At 64.1% G+C, this 20,175-nt stretch carries 13 protein-coding genes and 2 pseudogenes; 6 read left to right on the top strand and 9 right to left on the bottom strand.

What is annotated here, in order from left to right; genetic code table 11:
- Positions 1 to 327: 327 nt before the first annotated feature.
- Positions 328 to 1,215, bottom strand: coding sequence for a LysR family transcriptional regulator (locus tag EAH89_RS20815; RefSeq protein WP_140885637.1), 888 nt, complete (start codon positions 1,213 to 1,215; stop codon positions 328 to 330).
- 99 nt (positions 1,216 to 1,314) lie between these two features.
- On the opposite strand from EAH89_RS20815, the gene EAH89_RS20810 reads away from it, so the two are divergent.
- Positions 1,315 to 2,418, top strand: coding sequence for an aldo/keto reductase (locus EAH89_RS20810; RefSeq protein WP_140885636.1), 1,104 nt, complete (start codon positions 1,315 to 1,317; stop codon positions 2,416 to 2,418).
- Between the two features lie 282 nt (positions 2,419 to 2,700).
- Here the strand turns inward: EAH89_RS20810 and EAH89_RS31995 are convergent, their stop codons facing one another.
- From EAH89_RS31995 to EAH89_RS20775, 7 genes and pseudogenes are all read right to left on the bottom strand, one after another.
- Complete coding sequence (locus tag EAH89_RS31995) at positions 2,701 to 5,208, bottom strand: carbohydrate-binding domain-containing protein (RefSeq protein WP_140885635.1); 2,508 nt, start codon at positions 5,206 to 5,208, stop codon at positions 2,701 to 2,703.
- Positions 5,209 to 5,236: 28 nt separating this feature from the next.
- Entirely contained in the window at positions 5,237 to 5,527 is a 291-nt protein-coding gene (locus EAH89_RS20800; protein ID WP_408906311.1) for an integrase core domain-containing protein, read from the bottom strand.
- Positions 5,528 to 5,544: 17 nt separating this feature from the next.
- Positions 5,545 to 6,707 (bottom strand): IS3 family transposase gene (locus tag EAH89_RS20795; RefSeq protein ID WP_456306517.1). Its coding sequence is split into 2 segments (ribosomal slippage): positions 5,545 to 6,440 and positions 6,440 to 6,707, totalling 1,164 coding nucleotides; the frame shifts between segments, so codons are not numbered across the junction.
- Positions 6,708 to 6,775: 68 nt separating this feature from the next.
- A pseudogene (locus EAH89_RS20790) lies at positions 6,776 to 7,006 on the bottom strand (transposase); the annotation flags it as partial.
- A 49-nt stretch (positions 7,007 to 7,055) separates the two neighbouring features.
- Complete coding sequence (locus tag EAH89_RS20785) at positions 7,056 to 8,030, bottom strand: zinc-binding dehydrogenase (RefSeq protein ID WP_140885634.1); 975 nt, start codon at positions 8,028 to 8,030, stop codon at positions 7,056 to 7,058.
- A 112-nt stretch (positions 8,031 to 8,142) separates the two neighbouring features.
- Positions 8,143 to 9,234: pseudogene (locus EAH89_RS33520) on the bottom strand (CaiB/BaiF CoA transferase family protein); the annotation flags it as partial.
- Positions 9,221 to 9,904, bottom strand: coding sequence for a haloacid dehalogenase type II (locus EAH89_RS20775; protein ID WP_206667623.1), 684 nt, complete (start codon positions 9,902 to 9,904; stop codon positions 9,221 to 9,223). The gene EAH89_RS20775 and the pseudogene EAH89_RS33520, both read right to left, overlap by 14 nt.
- Positions 9,905 to 10,386: 482 nt before the next feature.
- Here EAH89_RS20775 and EAH89_RS20770 point away from each other — a divergent pair, with 482 nt between their 5' ends.
- The 4 genes from EAH89_RS20770 (at position 10,387) to EAH89_RS20755 (ending at position 17,506) form a co-directional block, all read left to right on the top strand.
- The gene (locus EAH89_RS20770; RefSeq protein WP_140885632.1) at positions 10,387 to 11,616 is read left to right on the top strand and encodes a glycosyltransferase family 4 protein; all 1,230 of its coding nucleotides are present in this window, start codon (positions 10,387 to 10,389) and stop codon (positions 11,614 to 11,616) included.
- Positions 11,616 to 12,587: a glycosyltransferase family 2 protein gene (locus tag EAH89_RS20765; RefSeq protein ID WP_140885631.1), complete on the top strand. Its 972-nt coding sequence runs from the start codon at positions 11,616 to 11,618 to the stop codon at positions 12,585 to 12,587. Before EAH89_RS20770 ends, EAH89_RS20765 begins: the two co-directional genes overlap by 1 nt.
- A 1,385-nt stretch (positions 12,588 to 13,972) precedes the next feature.
- On the top strand, positions 13,973 to 15,502 hold the full coding sequence (locus EAH89_RS20760; RefSeq protein ID WP_140885630.1) for an oligosaccharide flippase family protein: 1,530 nt from the start codon (positions 13,973 to 13,975) through the stop codon (positions 15,500 to 15,502).
- A gap of 1,005 nt (positions 15,503 to 16,507) precedes the next feature.
- Entirely contained in the window at positions 16,508 to 17,506 is a 999-nt protein-coding gene (locus EAH89_RS20755; RefSeq protein WP_140885629.1) for a glycosyltransferase family 2 protein, read from the top strand.
- A 1,124-nt stretch (positions 17,507 to 18,630) separates the two neighbouring features.
- Here the strand turns inward: EAH89_RS20755 and EAH89_RS20750 are convergent.
- Complete coding sequence (locus EAH89_RS20750) at positions 18,631 to 19,632, bottom strand: DDE-type integrase/transposase/recombinase (protein ID WP_140885628.1); 1,002 nt, start codon at positions 19,630 to 19,632, stop codon at positions 18,631 to 18,633.
- Positions 19,633 to 19,798: 166 nt separating this feature from the next.
- Between EAH89_RS20750 and EAH89_RS20745 the strand changes: the two genes are divergently transcribed.
- Positions 19,799 to 20,175: helix-turn-helix domain-containing protein (locus tag EAH89_RS20745; RefSeq protein ID WP_140885627.1), on the top strand; the 377-nt coding region annotated here is incomplete at its 3' end.

Genomic DNA, 20,175 nt, shown 5'->3' with positions numbered 1-20,175 from the left:
CAGCGTGGGGCAGGGGCGACGCTCCTCTACGGGACAAGCCACCGGATGTGTCGCGCATGAAGGGTAGCCCTTATACCAACCGCCTTGGTAGATGACCGGTTGCGACCCATCCACGACATTGACGCTCGTTGATGCAAAGTCGGACGTGGAAGGAGAAACGGACATTGCGTCACCGCAGATACAGGCGGCTGCTTCGCGCCCATCTCGGCCAAAGGCTGCATGCGTTCCCCTTTCGGTAAGCGGACATGGCACTCCCGGTTCAGACAGATCGAGGTGATGACCGCTGTCAGGGCCTCTGACGCCCGCCTGAGCCCTGGGGCTTCTCCTTCAAGCCCGCATGACTTCGAGGAAGGCACGGAACGCCGCGCTCGGTTGGCGGCGGCTTGGGTAGTACAGATGGTTGGCCGCCAGCACCGGCGCACATCCCGGCAGCACCTCGGTGAGCGACCCATCGAGCAGACAGGGGGCGGCCTGGAGACGCAGCAGGCAGACGATGCCCAGCCCGGACAGCGCCGCGTCGCGCATCAGGTCGGCATCGTTGGTGATGAAGGTTTCGGGGACCGCACGCCCGAACATCTCGCCGTCGCGCACAAAATCCCAGCGGTGTAGTGCCCCTGACGAGGTGTGGCGGTAGCTGATGCAGCGATGTGCGCCGAGGTCGTCGGGCGTTTCGGGCACGCCGTGCGCATCGAGATAGGCTGATGCCGCCGCGAAGACGAGCTCCATCGGCTCGCTGATCCGCACCGAGATCATGTCCCCCTGCAGACCGCCTGCGTGCCGCACGCCGCAATCGAACCGCTCGGCCACGATATCGACCAATCCATCGTTGACGACCAGTTCCACCGCCACGTCCGGGTAGCGCTGCGCCAGCGTCGCGAGGCGGGGCAGCACGACATGGACGGCCGCTGGCCGATGCGCGTTGACACGAACCCGCCCCACCGGGCGGTCGCGCGCCTGGTCGAGCTCGGCCAGCATGTCCTCCACCGAGGCCATCGCCGGGCGTAGCCGCAACAGGAGCTGCTCGCCTGCGCCCGTGGGTGAGAGCGAGCGGGTGGTGCGGTCCAGCAGGCGGATACCCAGCCTGCCCTCCAGGGTTCGCATGGCATGGCTCAGCGCCGACGCCGAAAGGCCAAGCCGGGTTGCCGCCCTCGCGAAGCTGCCGGCCTCCACGATCTCCGCGAACACGGCAAGGCCCGACCAGAGCTCACGCTCCATTTCTGAAAATTCCTCAGTAACCCATGCGTCCTTGAGGCACTAATCGTCCCCCGAGCGGCAGTCCATCTTCGGCACGCTGCACGAAGAGAGGAGCACCCGATGAACCTTCAGACCTACCGCCCGCTTGGCCGCTCGGGTCTGCTGGTCAGCCCGCTCGCCCTGGGCACGATGACCTTCGGCACGGCGCGGTGGGGTGCCGACGAGGCGGGCAGCCGCGCCATCTTCGAGCGATACGTCGAGCTGGGCGGCAACTTCATCGACACCGCCGACGTGTATTCCGGCGGCCGCTCGGAGGAGATGGTCGGCCAGTTCGTCGATGAAAACGGCCTGCGCGGCCAGATGGTGATCGCCACCAAGTCGGGCTTCGCCACGGGCCAGGGGTTTCATCAGGGCGGCAATGGCGCGCGGCACATCCATGCGGCGGTCGAGCGCTCGTTGCGGCGGCTGTGCACGGACTTCATCGACCTCTACTGGATCCACATCTGGGACGGCATCACTCCTGCGGAGGAGTTGCTCCAGACCATGGCAGCGCTGATCCAGGCGGGAAAGATCCGCTACTGGGGCATCTCGAACACGCCAGCCTGGTACGCTACGCAGCTCGCCACGCTGGCGCAGGTGCGCGGCCTGCCGGGACCCGTCGGACTGCAGTACTTCTACTCGCTGGTCGAGCGTGGCGTGGAAAGCGAGCACATCCCGCTGGGCCAAGCCTTCGGCATGGGACTGGTGCCGTGGAGCCCGCTGGCCTACGGCCTGCTGACCGGCAAGTACGACCGTACCGCCGTCGAAGCCGCCGCGCCGCGGCGAGGCGGTGTCCCGAACGAGGCGGATATGAACGGCCGGCCTCGCCCGGAGGGGGACAAGCGTTTGGATGGCGACAACCCGTTCGGCGACATGCTGTTCACCGACCGCAACTGGAACATCGTCGAGGCGCTGAAGCGCGTCGCGGGCGAGGTGGGCGAGAGCCCGGCCCGCGTCGCGCTGGCCTGGGTGGTGGGACGACCGGGTGTCGCCTCCACGCTGATGGGGGTGAGCCGCGCCGAGCAGGTGACCGATAACGTGGCTGCCCTTGGCCTCGATTTAGCGCCCAAGCATTCCGAGGCGCTCGACGCGACGAGCGGCGGCGACCAGAAGATCCTCTACGGCCTGTTCCAGCCAGGGGTTCGCAATCAGGTCGTGTTCGGTGGCGCCGACGTGCGCGGGTGATGAGCCTCGTCGCAGCGGACCATGTCCGCTGCCCGGTTTCGGTGCCCGGAAGCGGTCAGGCGGCTTCCGGCCAGACCATGCTGTTAGGCCCCAGACGATGCGGCCTAGTCCCCCTTCCGTTCAGGAGGGTAAAGCGGACATTCGGGCCTGGGTGTTCTACAGCCGCTTCCCACCCAAAACGGTCATCCACCAAGGCGGTTGGTATTAGACCTTCCCCGCCCCTGCCACCTGGCGGTCTCGCCACCTCCCTGCACCACCGCCCCTTGGACGGTGGATGCTGAGCTAGGATGCGAAGAGTAGGTCCGCATTGTTGGCCGATCCGCTGGTCGCCGCATCCTCGAACGTGAACACGGCAGCCCCCGGCCTCTCGAGCGTGGCAGTGGCGCCGTTCACCACGGCGCCTCCATAGGTCGCGCCGTCAAGGAAGAGGTTGCGATCCGTCTCCGGCGTGCCGCCCCAGGCGTCGTTCAGGAACTCGATCCTCGCTTCGTGCACGCCCTCACCCCAATTGCCGAACACGTTGAGCGTATCGCTTGAGCCGGTGGAGCGCAGGGCAGAGGCGGTCAGCACGCCGCCAATCTGCACACCGTCGACGCTCACCGTGTAGGCGGCGTCCCCCCGGTAAGCATCCTGGCTGACGCGCAGGACAAGGCCGTCCGGACCGGCGCCGATGGTGGTCGTGACGGGCGCGCCGACGGGACCCATGTCCAGGACGGTGAACGAGGCCGCCACCGGCTTCTCGAGCGCGGCGACAACACCTTCCACGGCCACCCCATTATAGGTCGCACCTTCAAGGTAGAGGTTACGGTCCGTCTCCGGCGTCCCGTCCCAGGCATCATTGAGGAATTGCACAGTGATCTCGTGCAGGCCGCCAGACCAGTTCCCGAGCACGGTCAGCGTGTCGGCCCCCCCCGACGCGCGCGTCGCGGAGGCGGCGAGCACGCCATCAATCTGGACGCCATCCACCGCCACCGTGTACTGCGCCGCGCCGAGATAGGCGTCCTGGCTGATCTTCAGCACGAGCGAGTCCGCGCCCGCGCCGATGGTGGCGCTGGCCGGCGCCGGCACTGTCACCGGCCCGGTGTCGGTGAAGGTGACGAAGGCCGGCCCCGGCTTCTCGAGCACCGCGTTGGCCCCGGCCACCGCGACCCCATTGTAGGTCGCCCCGTCCAGATAGAGATTCCGGTCCGTCTGCGGCGTGCCGCCCCAGGCGTCGTTCAGGAACTCGATCGTGGCGCCGTGCAGCCCACCCGCCCAGTCGCCCCGAACGGTGACGACGTCGCTCTGGCCCGAGGCGTGCAAGGCGGAGGCGGTGAGCACCCCGCCGACCTGGATCCCATCGACCTTCACGACGTACTGGGCGTCGCCAACCCAGGCATCCTGGCTGATGCGCAGCACGAGGCTGTCCGGCCCCTCCCCGATCGTGATGCCTGTTCCCGGCATCGAGATACCCGCCAGCACCGTGTCGGCGCGGAAGTTGAGCTTCTGGATCCGCTCGTCCAGCGAGACGGGCGTGTCGGCGAGGGCGTAGGCCGTCTCCGGGGTGGCGTAGCGGGCCGCCAGATAGGTCCCGAACGCCTGCTGCTCGCCGAGCAGGGTGCTCCCCGAGGGCGTCGCGCCGGCGATCACGCCGGGGTCGGTGAAGTTCAGTGCCTCGTCCACCGCGCCCGAGAGCGTTCCGTCGGAGAGGAGATAGCGGAAGTTCTCGCCGTTCTCCTTCGCCGGGTAGCCGTCGCCGCCATTGGCGAGGAAGTTGAGCGTCACGACGCTGATACGGGCGGGCGCGCCGGGGAGCACGGCTCCGTCGTTGTAGAGCGCAAGGAGGCCGCGGCCGTCCGCCGACAGCAGACCGATATCCGAGACGCGGCTGCCCGCCGGCAAGTCCGGGTCCCAGGAAAAGCTGACGCCGCCGATCTGGGGAAAGCGCCCCTGCAGCGTCCCCGCCGCCACGCCGTGCTCGAGGATGGCCTTCAGCCCCTCCGGCGTGGTGTCGAAGGCCATCAGCTTGTTGTCGAATCGGAGCGAGTTCTCGACATCGAGGAGCGAGACCCCGCCGGTCTGCTTGCCGGCCGCCGGATTGGCCAGCGGAGGAAGCTTGTCCACGCTGCCATCGACCGGGTCGGGCGCCGAGAGCGTTCCGATCTGCGCCCGGATACCGCCGCCGTTCTTGAACGACACAACGAAGCTGTCCGCGGAGAGCCCGAGCGCCTCGCGGAAGGCGAAGGCGTTGGCGTCGGCCGAGAGAGAGCCGAGATTCGTCTCCTCGCTCCGCACGAGCGAGCGTTCACCCTCGAGATAGACACCGGTGTAGCCGAAGACGTTGGCGTCCGTTGCCACAATCACGCCCTGGACCGCGTCCGTGAGGTCGCGGACCTGGCTGCCCTTCGTTCCCGCAGCGAAGGCCGTAGCGTCGAGATCGCCCAGGCTCGTTCCCCAGGCCGCGGCGACGTTCCCGGCGGTCGCGGCGTAGGCGCCGTTGATCGCGCTGTCCGATGCCAGGTTGGCGAGGATCACCTCGCCGTTTGCGTCGAAATCAACCTTGAGGCGCCCGAGATAGGTGTACTCGTTGTCCGTGTTGACGAGGAGCGTGGGCTTGCCGTCGGCGGCCGTGATCACGACCGGGTAGGTATCGGCGAAGTCAGCCGCGTGGCCCGGGAAGTTGACGGCCAGGTCGTCCGCATCGCCGAGCCGCGTGTTCGAGCCCGCGCCGAGGATGATGTCGACGCCCTTCAGCAGCGTCCCGAGCAGGCGCTCGTTGGCCAGGACCTGAAGATGGGATTCGAGTGACAAGCCCCCACGAGGTGCACCGGGTCGGATGTTAATGGCGCATGGGCAGGAGCTGGGCCGAGGCGTGGGCGGTTTGGCCGTGTGGTGGCCTGCCGAGGTGCGTCAGGACGACCTCTGGCGCGGGCGGTCGGTAGCGCAGCGAGGAGTGCGGGCGGACGGTGTTGTAGTGCCGTCGCCATTGCTCGATGAGGACCTTGGCCTCGGCCAGCGTGTTGAACACCTCGGCGTTGAGCAGTTCGTCCCGGAGCTTGCCGTTAAAGCTCTCCACGTAGCCGTTCTCCCAAGGGCTGCCGGGCTCGATGAACGCTGTCTTCGCACCCACGCCGGTGATCCAGCCCTTCACGGCCGTGGCGGCGAACTCGGGCCCGTTGTCCGAACGAACATGGCCGGGCGTACCGCGCAGGATGAACAGGTCGGACAGCACGTCGATGACGTCGGCGGCCCTGAGCTGGCGACCCACCCGGATGGCCANCGCCATTGCTCGATGAGGACCTTGGCCTCGGCCAGCGTGTTGAACACCTCGGCGTTGAGCAGTTCGTCCCGGAGCTTGCCGTTAAAGCTCTCCACGTAGCCGTTCTCCCAAGGGCTGCCGGGCTCGATGAACGCTGTCTTCGCACCCACGCCGGTGATCCAGCCCTTCACGGCCGTGGCGGCGAACTCGGGCCCGTTGTCCGAACGAACATGGCCGGGCGTACCGCGCAGGATGAACAGGTCGGACAGCACGTCGATGACGTCGGCGGCCCTGAGCTGGCGACCCACCCGGATGGCCAGGCACTCGCGGGTGAACTCGTCCACCACGTTCAGCATCCGGAACTTGCGCCCGTCCCGGGTGCGGTCCCCCACGAAGTCATAAGCCCATACCTGGTTCGGCCGCTCCGGCCGCAGCCGCACGCAGGAGCCGTCGTTGAGCCACAGCCGCCCGCGCTTGGGCTGCCGGGCGGGCACCTCCAGGCCCTCACGGCGCCAGATGCGCTCAACCCGCTTGTGGTTACACCGCCAGCCCTCCGTCCTGAGCAGCGCGGTGATCCGGCGGTAGCCATACCGGCCGTACTGTTTGGCCAAGCCGATGATACTCGCCGTCAGCGCTGCCTCGTCGTCCGCTGCGTGCGGCACCTTGCGCTGCGTTGATCGGTGCTGACCCAGTACCGCGCAGGCTCTGCGCTCGGACACGCCGAGCTCATCCCTCACATGCCCCACCGCCGCGCGACGACGGGCGGGGCTCAGTATTTTCCCGTTGCCGCTTCCTTCAGGATCACCTTGTCCAGCGTCAGGTCCGACACCGCTTTCCGCAGCCGCGCGTTCTCCCGCTCCAACTCCCTCAGCCGCCTGACCTGGTCCAGCTTCAGACCCCCGAACTCGGCACGCCAGCGGTAGTAGGTCTGGTCTGTTACCCCGATCGCCCGCACCGCCTCCGACACCGGCTTGCCCTGCGCTGTCAGCACCTCAACCTGCCGCAGCTTGGCAACGATCTCTTCCGGCGTGTGCGTCCTCTTCCGACCCATCCTAGCCTCCTCAAAACAGCCGCCAGTTCACATAACCGGCGGACTGCTTCTACGGGGGCACGTCAANGGTCCGACACCGCTTTCCGCAGCCGCGCGTTCTCCCGCTCCAACTCCCTCAGCCGCCTGACCTGGTCCAGCTTCAGACCCCCGAACTCGGCACGCCAGCGGTAGTAGGTCTGGTCTGTTACCCCGATCGCCCGCACCGCCTCCGACACCGGCTTGCCCTGCGCTGTCAGCACCTCAACCTGCCGCAGCTTGGCAACGATCTCTTCCGGCGTGTGCGTCCTCTTCCGACCCATCCTAGCCTCCTCAAAACAGCCGCCAGTTCACATAACCGGCGGACTGCTTCTACGGGGGCACGTCAAAGAGGCTGTCGAGATCGAGACCGCGCTCCGCGACGAAGCGGGCGCAGTCCGCCTGACCGTTCCGGCTGAAGGTCCAGCTCCCGAAGATCGAGAGCTGCTTGCGGTTCATCTCGTTGCTGACGTCGATGGTGACGGTTCCGCCCTCCCCCAGAAACACGACCCGCCCCCACTTCCGAGCGGCGCGAATGGCCGCGGAGCGCGCCTCGGCCGCCCCCGTGCAGTCCATCGTGCAGTCCGCGCCGTGGCCCCCGGTCAGGTCGCGGATGGCCTCCACGACGTCGTTCCGCCGGGCGTCGATGGTGGCGTCCGCGCCGAACTCGGCGGCGCGCGCGAGGCGGCCCGGATCGATATCGAGGGCGATGACCTTGGCCCCCATCGCCGAGGCAAGTTGGGTTCCGCTTAGCCCGACGGGGCCCTGGCCGAAGACGGCGATGGTCTCGGTCCCGCGCAGGCCGAGCCGGTCCAGCCCGCCCCAGGCCGTCTCCGTGCCACAGGAGATAGCCGCGCCCGCACGGAAGGACAGGACGTCCGGCAAGGGGATGAGGGATTCCGCCGGCACCTTCATGTACTTCGCGTGGGCACCATCCCCGTTGGCGCCGAAGGTGGTCGAGCCGTCGTCGCACATCTGCGTCCACCCACTGCGGCAGGGCGAGCAGCACCCGCAGCCGGCGTAGTGGTGGTTCATGACCCGCGCACCGATCCGGGCCACGGGACTGGAGACGCCGGGCCCTAGGGCGGCAACGACCCCGCAAGGCTCGTGCCCGGCGATGACCGGACCTTCGGAGCGGCGGCCAAGGCCCATGGAGGCGGCGCCGTCCGCCGCGCGGTAGTACTTCAGGTCGCTCCCGCACATGCCGGACGCCCTGATCTCGAGGATCACCTCTCCCGGGCCCGGGGTCGGGTCCGGCACGTCCCGGACCTCCAGGCGACGGTCGCCCAGGAAGTAGACCGCCCTCATTCCGCTGCCTCCCGCCCGGAGCGGCCGAGCCAGTCCGCCTTGATGTCCGCCGCGTGCTGCCCCAGCAGGGGCGGCGGGGCGGCCGGAGGGAGCGGGCGGCCGGAGGGAGCGGGTGGCCGTCGAAGCGCGCGGGCGAGGCGATGTAGCGGACCGGACCGGCGGCCGGGTGCTCCACGGTCGAGATCATCCCGCGCTCCAGCAGCTGCGGCGCCTCGCAGACCTCGCCCACGGAGCGGATGAGGCCGCAGGGGACACCCGCTGCCGAGAGAAGGGAGAGCCACTCCTGCCTCGGGCGCGTTCGGATGACCGGCGCGAGCACGCTGATGAGGGCTTCCCGGTTGATCACCCGGTCCGGCGCCGTCGCGAAGCGGGGATCCGCCTCCAGGGCATGGCACCCCGCCTCGGCGCAGAAGAGGCGCCAGAACTTGTCGTTCGCGACGGCGATGTTGATCCAGCCGTCGGATGCTTCGAAGGTCTCGTAGGGCGCGATGGTCGCGTGCGCGTTGCCGCGCCGGGCCGGGCTGCGGCCCGTGGTGAAGTAGATCCCGGCGTTGAAGGTCAGGAGCGATGCCAGTGCGTCGAGCATGGATACCTCGACCCGGCCGCCCTTGCCCGCCGCGTCCCGGCGCCGCAGCGCGGCGAGCACGGCCTGGGACGCGTACAGCCCTGTGACGAGGTCTGCGACTGAGGTTCCCACCTTGGTCGGCGGCCCGTCCGGCAGGCCGGTGATGCCCATCAGCCCGCTCTCGCCCTGTGTAATCAGGTCGTAGCCAGGTCGCTGCGCGTCCGGTCCTTCAGCGCCGAAGCCGGTAATGGAGCAGAGAATGAGCCTCGGGTTGGCCGCGCTCAGGGCGTCCCAGCCCAGGCCCAGCCGATCCAGCGCGCCGGGGCGGAAGTTCTCCACCACGACGTCGGCCTGGGCGGCGAGCGAGAGGGCGGTCTCGCGGCCCTCCTTGCTCTTGAGGTCCAGGGCGATGCTGCGCTTGTTTCGATTGACGGAGAGGAAGTAGCTGCTCTCGCCGCCCTGGAAGGGCGGCCCGTACCGGCGGCTCTCGTCCCCATCGCCCGGTTCCTCAACCTTGACCACGTCTGCCCCGAGGTCGCCCAGCAGCATGGTGCAGAAGGGGCCGGAGACGACGCGGGTGAGGTCCAGCACCCTTACCCCGCCGAGCGGGGCCGGGCCATTCGCCTCAGGCCACCGCATCCGCCCGCTCCACCAAGAGGTCGGCGAGCTCGGTCATGCTTCCGACGATCAGGTCGGGCTGGTAGGGCCACTTGGCGAAGGGGCGGCGGCGACGGTCGATGAAGGCAGCGCGCATCCCGGCGGCCTTGGCGCCCACGCAGTCGAACTCGTGGTTCGCGACGAAGAGGATCTCGTCCATCGCCACGCCGCAGATCTCCGCCGCCTTGGTGTAGGTCGAGACGTGCGGCTTGAAGGCGCCCGCGGCGGCCACCGAGATCACCCGGTCGAACGGGATGCCGTGGTGCTTCTTCGCCTCCTCCAGCATGTCCGGGTCGCCGTTGGAGAGGACGACGAGCTTGAAGTCGCGGTGCAGCCGCCCGAGCGCCTCCGGCACCTCGGGGAAGCACTTCAGGCGCTCGATGTTGGAAACGAGGCTCTCCACCTCCTCCTGGCTGTGCTCGATGCCGGCGCGGTTTAGCACTTGGTCCACTGAGAGGTGCCCGATGTCGCGGTAGCGCATGTGCTCGCGGTGGAGCAGCGCGTCGATCATGGAGTTCTCGAAGTGGGTGCGGCGCCACCAGGTGACGAAGGAGTTCGGGTTGCCCTTCCACCCCTTGGACTGGAGGTAGAGCGCTGCCGCCTCGCGCAGCCCGCCCTGCATGTCCACGACGGTTCCGTATTGGTCGAACATGCAAATCTTGATCCGACCCTTTAGCGCCTTGATATCGGCCATCGATCTGCTCCTGGCTGTTCCTTGGCAGAACCATGCAGGAGCTGTAGGTACCTCGTGAAATGGATAGTTTGACTAGCGTTATTGAGTATCATGATAGTGCCGAGCGAGCGTTCAACCGCGGACCACAGGGGGGGTAGCGGAAGCGCCGGTCGCCCTATGCCGTGCGATCCCGTTGCTCCGAGGTACGATCGGCGTCGCCGTCCACACAGTTCATCCTGGCTGCTGAGCCGCCTCCATCCCCTGAAGCCCGCACGCCGTGAGGCGAGGGTTGGCAGGACCAGCTTGCCGTCTGGGATCGACAACGATCCCTACGGAGGAGCATCGTTCCGTCTTGCGTCTAGTATCGATATCAATCATAGTCTCAAAATTGAGGGCAGGCGCTTAGCGGAGTCGGCCTGACGCTTCAGATCTCCTCTCAATTTCGTGATCGGAATGAATGGATGCCTGAAAGCCTGGAAGCGCCAACGCTCCTTCGCACGACGGCCAGACCTGTGAAGGCGGGTCAGCAGAATCCGTCGTCGCTTCAGCGCATCCGCGTCGCGATCGCCTGCTCCGGTCTCGGGCATGTACAACGTGGGGTCGAGGCATGGGCTGAAGACTTGGCGGCCGGGCTTCGGCGCCGAGCCCCTTCCCTCCAGCTGGATCTGTTCGCGGCGACGTCAGGTCCAGACCGCCAGCGCGTTCAATGCCTGAAGAGAAACGACCTGCTTACGCGGCGTGTGGCGAGCGTCCTTCGCCAGCTTGGCGGGTGGCGTTACGGCATGGGCTCGCCGTACGAAGTGGAGCAGACCAGCTTCGCCCTCGGCCTGTGGCGCCGAATTCATCGCAGTCACGACCTACTGCACGTCCAGGACCCCGTCATCGCCAGGTTCTTCGAGGCGGCGCACCGGGCCGGACTGTCCCGCCCGAAGGTTATCCTCGCCCACGGAACCAGCGAAGCGCCAAGCACGCTGCGGGCCTTCTCCACGCTACAGCACCTCATTCCCGAGGCGGCCGACGAATGGGAGGCGCATCGCCCATCCAAGCAGGCCAGCTTCGTCATTCCGAACCTCATCGACGTCACGAGGTTCCACCCCGCAGCAAGCTGCAGTGTGCGAGCGAGGCTGGGTCTTCCTCAGGACAAGCTGATCGTCCTCTGCTGTGCGGCTATCCGGCGGCGCCACAAGCGCATCGATTATCTCCTCAACGAGTTCGCAGCCGCTAACACCGCTGTGGGCGGACAGATGATGTTGATCATCGCGGGCGCGCAGGAAGAGGACACCGCCGATCTTATTCAGATGGGTCACACCCTGCTCGGTGACGCTGTTCGCTTCATGGTGAACGTACCGAGGGCAGAGGTGAAGGATCTGTACCAGGCGGCCGATGTCTTCGTCCTTCCCTCCCTGCAGGAGATGTTCGGCATCGTCCTGCTGGAAGCGATGTCGAGCGGGTTACCCGTGGTTTGCCACGACAGTCCCTCCTTCCGCGCCGTCGTCGGTGACGGCGGCGTTTACAGCGATCTTTCGAAAGATGGGGGACTACAGGCCAGCCTTCCGATGCTGCTCGACGCTGCAAGAAGGAGAAACCTTGCCATGCGGGGCCGGGACCATGTGCAGGCCTGCTTCTCGGAAGCGGCCGTCGTTCCGCAAGTCTTGTCGATGTACGAGACCGTTTCGGGGAAGGCCATCTGATGCCCGCCCCGCAGGAAGCCCATTTTGGAAACGATCTTTCATCCAACTATCCGGATGTCAGCGTCGTCATCCCCGCGTACAACGCCGCGAAAACCATCGGGAACACGATCGAAACCGTCCTTGCCCAGACCGTGCCGGCCAAGGAGATTATCGTGGTCGATGACGGCTCGGCTGACGACACGGCCATGGTCGCCGAGGGTTACGGCCCTTTCGTTAAAGTAATACGAAAGCAGAACGGAGGGCCCGCTTCCGCACGCAACCTCGGTGTTCGACAGGCTGCGGGCGAATGGATTGCCCTGCTAGACGCTGACGATCTCTGGGCGCCTGACAAGCTTGAGCGGCAGCTGCGTCTTGTGGCCGATCCCGAAGTCGGCCTCGTTCACACCTTGACCGACGGCCAGAGGGCACAAGTCCCGACCACACTCAGTTTCGAGCAGCTCTGGGATCGAAATTGGATTGTTAACTCCACCGTCCTCCTGCGCAAGAAAGCGTTCGAGAATCTTGGCGGCTTCGACGAAACGAGGGATCTTATTTCCGTTGAGGACTATAACTTCTGGCTCAGGCTTGCAGCGTCTGGCTGGAAGATCCTCCTTTGCCCTGAGCCACTAACCCAGTACACACGCGGGATTGGCATCTCCTCAGACACTCCGCGCTTCTATAAAGCCGCTCTGTGCAATATCAATCTACTGGCCGATAATTTATCCCTCCCGAAGAGGCTAGTGAAGCGCAGAATATCAAACATCCACGCCGAGTTCGGACGTACTGCGCTCTATAATCGCAACAACTTGTTGGCACGTGAATTGTTAATACGATCCTTCATCAACTATCCGAGCCCACAAGGTTTCCTGCTCATCGGGGCGGCCTGCCTTCCCGCGTATGTTCTTGATCTCAAACGACGTGCCCGGACCCTTCTTTCCATTATAGTCAGCAAGACGCCGATGCGCAGCCGCACCCTGAAAGAGTTCCCCTGAGTGGTCGGCTCTGAATAGCCGCTGCAGCCTAGCTGAACCATAGGTGCGTGATGACCTGGGTGCCGCATTGTCGCAATGAGCGTGACGAAAAGCGCAGCTGGAACGGATCTGAGTCGGGCTCGGACCTGGCGAATGCTGTGACGTCAATCGCAGATACCCGCGTGGAAGGCGTTGTCGACCTTACGCTGAAGGGCGGGGCGGAAGAGACGCCAATCGTATTTCAGGTAGACGATTTCGATCCCGTTCGTCCTTCCGCGCCGCAACCTTGCACCGACTGATCTTGGATGGTTGCTGGTGTAGAGCAGGGGTTTCCTTGCCTAAACCCCAGGGAAAATCTGCCTGGAGGCGAAGACGTACTGGGGCGTTTGCCGCCGCGAGTGTCTCGACAGAAGCTTTGCCATAGGCCCTCGAGAGGCGCTTCTTTACAACACAGCGCTTCGTCCATCGCGCAAAATCCGGGAAGGGATTTCACCAGACGCCGATCATTTTTTCAGAACGGCTTAGCTCAAGACCAGATCTAGTTCAGCGCTTAACAGATCTAACCTTTTCGTGTATTAGTTTTGTTTGCGCATCGTTCTGCTGGAGTGCTAAGGTAAGGCTTCTGGTTGCTGCCGTGAGAAGCACGAGCAACGCCATTCATTCCTGCGATGTACGTCTCATCGCGGAGTCGTAGCATTGCGAGATGATGGTGCACCGCCTTCTGGGCGTCGTGGTAAGGTGACACTCATGCTAATGGTGTTGCGGCAGTTGACGTCTCTGATCGTCGATGTCCTGAACTACAATGAAGATGCGCCTTATCAAACCTGCTCAATAGCAGCGACGCAAGCAGTCGCAAAAATTCATCGATCAGCGCGCCATATTGATGAAGTTCTGCAATCGTGACCAAAGCGCATCGGCCACAAATCTAGCCATGGGCGGAGACAATTCATGATTGTTCGCTGCTACAGCAAGATTCGTAGATTCGTGGGCCTTTTGAACGCGCTGTGCTACTCCTCAATTCAGTCGAAAGAGAGCTTTCACGGCATTCTAATCTTTTTGTATGCGCTTCTACGTGTGTCATGGACTTCAAGGGGACCACGCCATTCTTACGCAAAACCTCGCCGCGCCAGCGCATCTGGACTTGCTCTGGTTGCAGCCGGTCGGTTGAGCATGGAGCCAGTTCAAAGCGGAGGCTGCCGTACTGGTCAGTCGGATACGCCAAAGGGCCAGCTGGGATACACACCTCCCAAGCCGAATAACTCTGATCACGCCGCTCTGTTATCTGGGATTGCGCCAGACGATCTTTTACCTGGCACTCGGACCGACAACGTCAGCTCAACACGCATGATGGGCTTCGATCGCCTGGACGAGGGCCTTTCGCGGCGTCAGGGATTGGGGATCCGTCATTGACCTCCGTCCGACGCGGCCTCGCCTGGATGGCCTTTTCGCAAGTTAGCCTGTTTGTCCTCCAGTTCGTCGTGTCGATCCTGGTGGCACGGCTGCTGTCTCCGTATGAGATGGGTATCTTCGCTGTCGCAGTTTCCACCGTTGGACTTCTCGCAACCATTCGCTCCTTTGGGCTTGGTTCCTTCCTCATTCGGGTGGAGGAATGGAGCCGGCCGTTGGTTTCGACCGTTTTTACAATCAATGCAGTACTGGCGTTGACGCTCTCTGCCGCAGTCACCGGTTTAAGCGTACTGGGCAGCGCCGCCTTAGAAGAAGTCGGGGTGAGGCAAGTCCTGCTCATCATGGCGATTGTACCATTAATCAGTATCTTCGACTTTCTCCCCACCGCTGGCCTTGAGAGACGAGGGGAGTTCAAAACCATAGCGCTCATCAACCTTGTTCGATACACAACGGCTAACTTGCTCACGCTCGCTCTTGCATATGCTGGCCACGGCTTCATGAGCCTTGCCTATGGCCAAGTTGCCAGTGCGGTGATGGCTGCCGTCATGAGCAACGGTTTTGGCTGGCAGTATGCGCACCTTCGGCTTGGCCTATCAGAGCATCGTACAGTCCTACGTTTCGGATTGCAGGTCCTGACGACCTCAGGTCTAGGAGGGTTCAGCGGCCGTTTGTCAGACCTTATCTTAGCAAAAATGCTTGGACTTAGTGCTCTTGGCCTCTACTCTCGCGCCGGGAGTCTTACAGGTGTATTATGGGAAAATCTGCACGCCATAGTACTGCGCGTCCTGCTTGTGGACTTCGCTGAGCAGCGCCGCCAGGGCAAGTCACTCCGCGATTCCTATCTACATACCATGAGACTTCTAACAGCTGCCTTCTGGCCACCGCTTATCGGCATGGCCGTTATTTCCGGGCCACTCGTCCTCCTTCTCTTCGGCGATGCATGGTATGGCGTTGTCCTGCCCCTGAGTTTCCTGGCCGTTTCCACCGCGGTCGTCATTCCCATCATTATGGCCTGGGATATCTTTATCTTGTGCAGCGAAACCGGAAAGCAAGTGCGTATTGAAGTAATGCGAGCCCTGGTGTCTTTCGGTCTCCTCTTCGCTGGCTGTCTTTTTGATTTAGATGCAGTTGCCGCGCTTGCAATACTTTCGTCGGTGTTCTCCCTGTTAATCTACCAACCCCACCTGGAACGTATGACGGACACGACTTGGTCGGACTACATGCCGATCTACGGCCAAGGATCCTTGTTGACAGCTGCAGCCGTGTTGCCGGCCGCCGGCGTGATGACGATTTACGGGTGGTCAGCCAACACACCTTTGCTCCCGCTGTTAGCCGGTATAACAGTTGGCGTGCTGGCTTGGATGTGGACACTTCGGGTATTGCACCATCCTCTTTACCAGGAAGCGTTTCGAATACTTTCTGGTGTCCGGCGTGCGACAGTGCGCTCAGACATTGGAGCAGTTGGAGGCACGGACCCGTCAGAACTAACGTTAGGCGTGCCGAGCAGCGATCGGGGCCGGTTTGGATAGCTGCCCGACAGGTTGAGGTCGGAGTATGGCGAACAACAAGCGCCGATCAGGTTTTGGGCTGCTGCACCATGCTGACCGCGGCGGCTAGATCCTGCGCAGTACTAACCCTCGCCGGCTAACCAAAACCGGCGCGTCCTGTTCAAAGGGCCAGAAGGGCGACTGCTGGAGCAGTGTCCCGACAAAAACCTTCTTGGCAGCTTCAAGACGGCGGCACGATCCACCTTCTTTGGCCTCCTCGCGGGATGTTGCAATCGATACCACCTCTACTCAGCGGTTGGTTACAAAGCGCCGGTTGAGATCGAAGAACTCGCCAAGGCTACGTAGGCCCGAACCCGTGCTCACTTACAGAAGGGATGCTCAGGCCCGCCTTTAATAACTCATTCTGCCGTTTGACCAAAAAGCGTGCCACGAACGTCTGTTACGATGTGACCCCTGGTACTCGGCTTGTCTGACCCTGTCGGGTTCGCCCAAGGTCCGCGCGCCCCTTTTTGCAGGAAGGCTGGCGCTATCCAGCGTCGCTCGTTTCTGGTCCAGGGCGCCTGCATCCTGCGACTGGCCCAGCAAGAGCCGGTACAGCCGGGCCCAGAGCGCGGCCGTACGCCACCCACCTCATCGGCGCTAGCAGGTCTTGCCGTAGCAGCCTAACTCAGTTGGTATCTCGTGCCACGAAATGCGCGGTCGCCGCACCAACAGATACTAGCCAGCGCCACACAGTCGGGCGCACGCGACCGATCGCCTTTCGCCTTCGGCCGCTCCCACGGCAACAGCGGTTCTACCGCCGGATAACAGTCGTCAGAAACAAGAAACGCTATTCCTGCTCAACGACTCAGTCCAAATTCCGTCTCGAGATCACTGCGCAGAGGCTTAGGCAGCCTCTGCGGAGCAGCGAGGCGAGACGACGGATTGTGAGCGGTTCCGTCTTGCGCAGGAACAGAAGCTCCTCGTTGCCCAGCGTCGGCCATCTAACAGTTGCCATGTTGGTATGAACTCGCGATAATATTCTGCATGCGAATCAGTGTTGTCTGCCCTGTGTTCGACACGCCAGCGCCTCTTCTCGAAGCAGCCGTTGCTTCAGTGCTGGCCGAGGCTGGCTCCGCCATGGCCGAGCTAATCCTTGTTGATGATGGCTCGCGTAAACCCGCAACCCTCGCTACGCTCACGCACCTCACCACCGTCGACCCGCGGATCGTCCTCCTGCGTACCGCCAATGGGGGCCCAGCCAGTGCTCGCAACGCCGCTATCCGACGCGCCACAGGAGATTGGATCGGCTTCATTGACGCGGATGACCTATGGCTGCCCGGGCGGCAGGCAAGCTTTGCCGCCGTACTGGAGGCGGCTCCTGACGCGCAATGGATAGCTGGACGGCATCGTCTGCTGTTCACAAGCGGCCGGACTGAAGCCTTCCCCCTGCTTACAGAAACCGATTTGCTTCCGACACCCGTCGCACCCGACCTAGCACGTTTGGAGGGTCCTAGATTAACCCAGCGGCTACTGGGTGACGCTTGGCTTCACCTAGGTGGCATGTTGGTGCGGCGCTGCTTTTTTGAACGGACTGGCGGCTTTCACCCTGGATCATTCTTTCACGAAGACACGCTGCTCATTGCGGAGTTGTCAACTCTGACGCCACTCTGGATGCTCAACAGCGAGGTCTACGGCTGGCGGCGCGAGCAAGACAGCTTAACTGTCTCGCCTCGTCGGCTCACGGCAGCCTCCCTGACCGCCTACCGGGCTGCTCGTCGCTCCCCGTTGCTGCGCGACTTCCGCCGTGAGACTCGTTGGTCTGAGTACAGCGCGGTGAAGGGCGTTGCCCTAAACAACTTGCTGGCGGGCCGGCGTGCTGCGGCACTTGGGTTTGCGTTGCGTGCTTTTGCAATTGATCCAACCAGCCCTGGCGAACTTGCTTGCTTCCTTCGATTGCTGTTCACCCATCCGTCCACAGCAGCAGTGCGCGGCCGGAGCTACAGTACGGTGGACCAGTTCCAGGCTCGGCAATCGTCCTCTTGAGCCGTCCCGGGCGTTCTTGGATCAAGCTGCATGGCGCAGTGGCGGATGGCAGAAGAAGGAACGGATGCCCTCCGGTCGCCGGAACAGGTTACGTGTGTGGTCGGCAATCGCTCGCTCGAGCTGCCCTTCGCCGGGGCGAAGGCTTGTCGCTAACTGCCTGCGTCACATCGCGATCGGTCCCTCGTCAGGATTGAGGTCGTGAATGTCGGTAGTCAGGAGGAAGACCTCGGTCTGATCCCCGCCCCCAACTAGCCATGTGCGCACCTCTTCTGACCAATGCGCCTGCAACTGGTCGACAATGAGGAAAACCTCGCCGCTCTCGTTGCAGAAATGGAATAGGGTTTATGCCTTGACCGCGCCTTCGAGCACGATCAAGCTTGCCTTGCTTCGATTTAGTCACCGCAGAACTGGATGGGCGTTGTTGCGACAGTAATTAGAACGATTTACCGGGGTCTCACCACGCGAAGCATCGCTGCAGCCGCACAAATCGTTCAATCGCAGAACGGTCTCGTCGGCCCAGAAGATTACCCCTTTCTCCGCTCTAGCCTGGGCCGCGCTCGCTGGATACTCGGGCCGCAGCCGGCGTTGTGCCGCCACCGGGTGCTGCTCGTGGGCTCACCGCAGCAACTTCCGCGGCGTGTCGCCCCAGCGCGCTAGGTGACTGCCCGTAGCACGCACCACCTTCGTGACGCCAAAGCCCTACCAAACTGGTGCCTGCACCGCCATGCAGCCCCAGGGTACAGCCGCGAGGCCAATTCATCCGCCTCCCGCCCTGCCGCCGGGAGGTGAACATGGCTTGGCGCTGGTCCACGCGCTTTGCCCCTCGGCCATGCCTAGCCGTGCGCCGCGAAAAGCTCGCGACATCAAAAGCACCGGTCGAAGTCAACCCAATCTTGGCCGCTGTCGCCGCAGTGATTTGCTCCGCTCGCGTAGCCCAATCACCCGCCGCCTTCGCTGCTCTTGTGCCTCCATCGTCAGGCTCCGCATAACATGCGCCTCGTTGTTCCATCCACCTGGACACAGCAGCCAAATGGCTGGACGAAGAGAGGATAGCCCCGCTGAGACCCTTGGTCTGATGAGAACCAGAGGGAAGACCGGGCGCAAGGTCAGGGCCGTGGTGAATCCTAGCTGTCTGGTTGTGAGACCTCCTTGGCGTGCTCAGCAATGAGGCGTGCGCGGGCGATGTCGTCTGGTCCGGCTCGACCTTCAGGTGTTTCGGGTTTGGGCCGGGCGAGCTTTCGTCGCGCCCGCAGGCGCTCCTTGACCATCTGGTCTGGTGTCTTGCCGTCGAGAACGCGCTGGCGGCGGGCATTGTAGGCGGCGTTGAAGCCGCGGAGCAGCCCCTCGAGCTGGGCGTGGGACCAGATGGTGATGCCGAGCACCTCGCTGCCGACCCGTCCGTTAAACCGCTCCACCATGCCGTTTGTTTGCGGCGAGTAGGGGCGAGTGTGGCGGCACTCGGCGCCGAGTTCGGCGCAGACCTTGGCGAAGGCGGGTGTGAAGCAGCTGCCGTTGTCGGTCAGCACGTGGGTGAGGCGGAACGGGAAGGCTTTTGCGGCCTCGCGGAGAAAGGCGATGGCGCTGCGCTCGGTCTCGTCGTCCTTGACGGCCAGGTGGACGGAGCGGGACCGGCGATCGATGGCGACATAGAGGTAGCGTTTGCGGCGCTCGCCACCGGCGGTCTGCAGCTTGGGCAGGTGCTTGATGTCGATGCGGACGAAGCCGAGGTCGTAGTCCCGGAAGGTGCCCTTGCCCCGGGCAGGTCGGTCAGAGATGGGAGGACGCCTGCGGTTCAGCCCCTCGGCCCGGAGGATGCGCCAGATGCTGTCGCGGTTCAGGTGCGGCAAGAGGTGGGTGACCACGAAGGTGAGGTCATCGAGGGGGAAGTTAGTGGCCCGGCGCAGGGCGCAGACGACGGCACGCTCCTCGTCTGAGGCCTTCCAGGGCAGTTTGTGAGGCCGTGCTGAGTGGTCGAGGGAGTCCTCAGGACCTCGCTTGCGCCACTTGCGGATGGTCTCGCTGCTCACCCCGAAGCGGCGGGCCAGGGTGCCCCAAGGCTCGGTCGAGCGGGCGATCTCGGCCCGGACGGCGGGGGTGGTGCGGGCGTTGGGATGGATCTGGAGCATGGCTCACCTTCCTCCCTGCACGGCGCTCTTCAGGCGCTCGAAGCGGTACGCATAGTCTATGATGGCCAGCCCAACCGGATCCCAACAATGTTCCGCGACCAGACACCTAGTGCACTGACCCAGACGGAGGATTCACAGCGAGCTGGGGCGGTGGAATGCTCCGGGCATGGCCCAGACCGTCAGTGTCATTGTTGGATCCGAGGATCGTGCCCGCCTGGCTGAGATCATCGGCGACCGGAACCGCYCGCTCAAGCATACGCAGCGGGCCAACATCATTCTGCTGTCGGCCAAGCGGCTACCGGTCCTGGAGGTGGCCCGCCGCGTGGGTGTGAGCCGCCCTGCGGTGTGGCGCTGGCAGCGGCGCTACGCCGAGCAGGGCGTCGATGGTCTGATGCGCGACAAGACGCGCAAACCCGGCCGGGCGCCGCTGGCCACGGCGACGGTCGCCAAGGTGCTGGCGCTGACCTGCGCAGAGCCGCCCGGGGCCGTCACCCACTGGACCGGACGGGCCATGGCCAAGAAGGTCGGTATCAGCCTGAGCGC

The organism is Muricoccus nepalensis (genome assembly GCF_006438825.1).
GTDB classification, from domain to species: Bacteria; Pseudomonadota; Alphaproteobacteria; order Acetobacterales; family Acetobacteraceae; genus Roseomonas; species Roseomonas nepalensis.
Note: the sequence above shows the minus strand (reverse complement) of the source record. Positions and strands in the feature narration are given on the sequence as shown.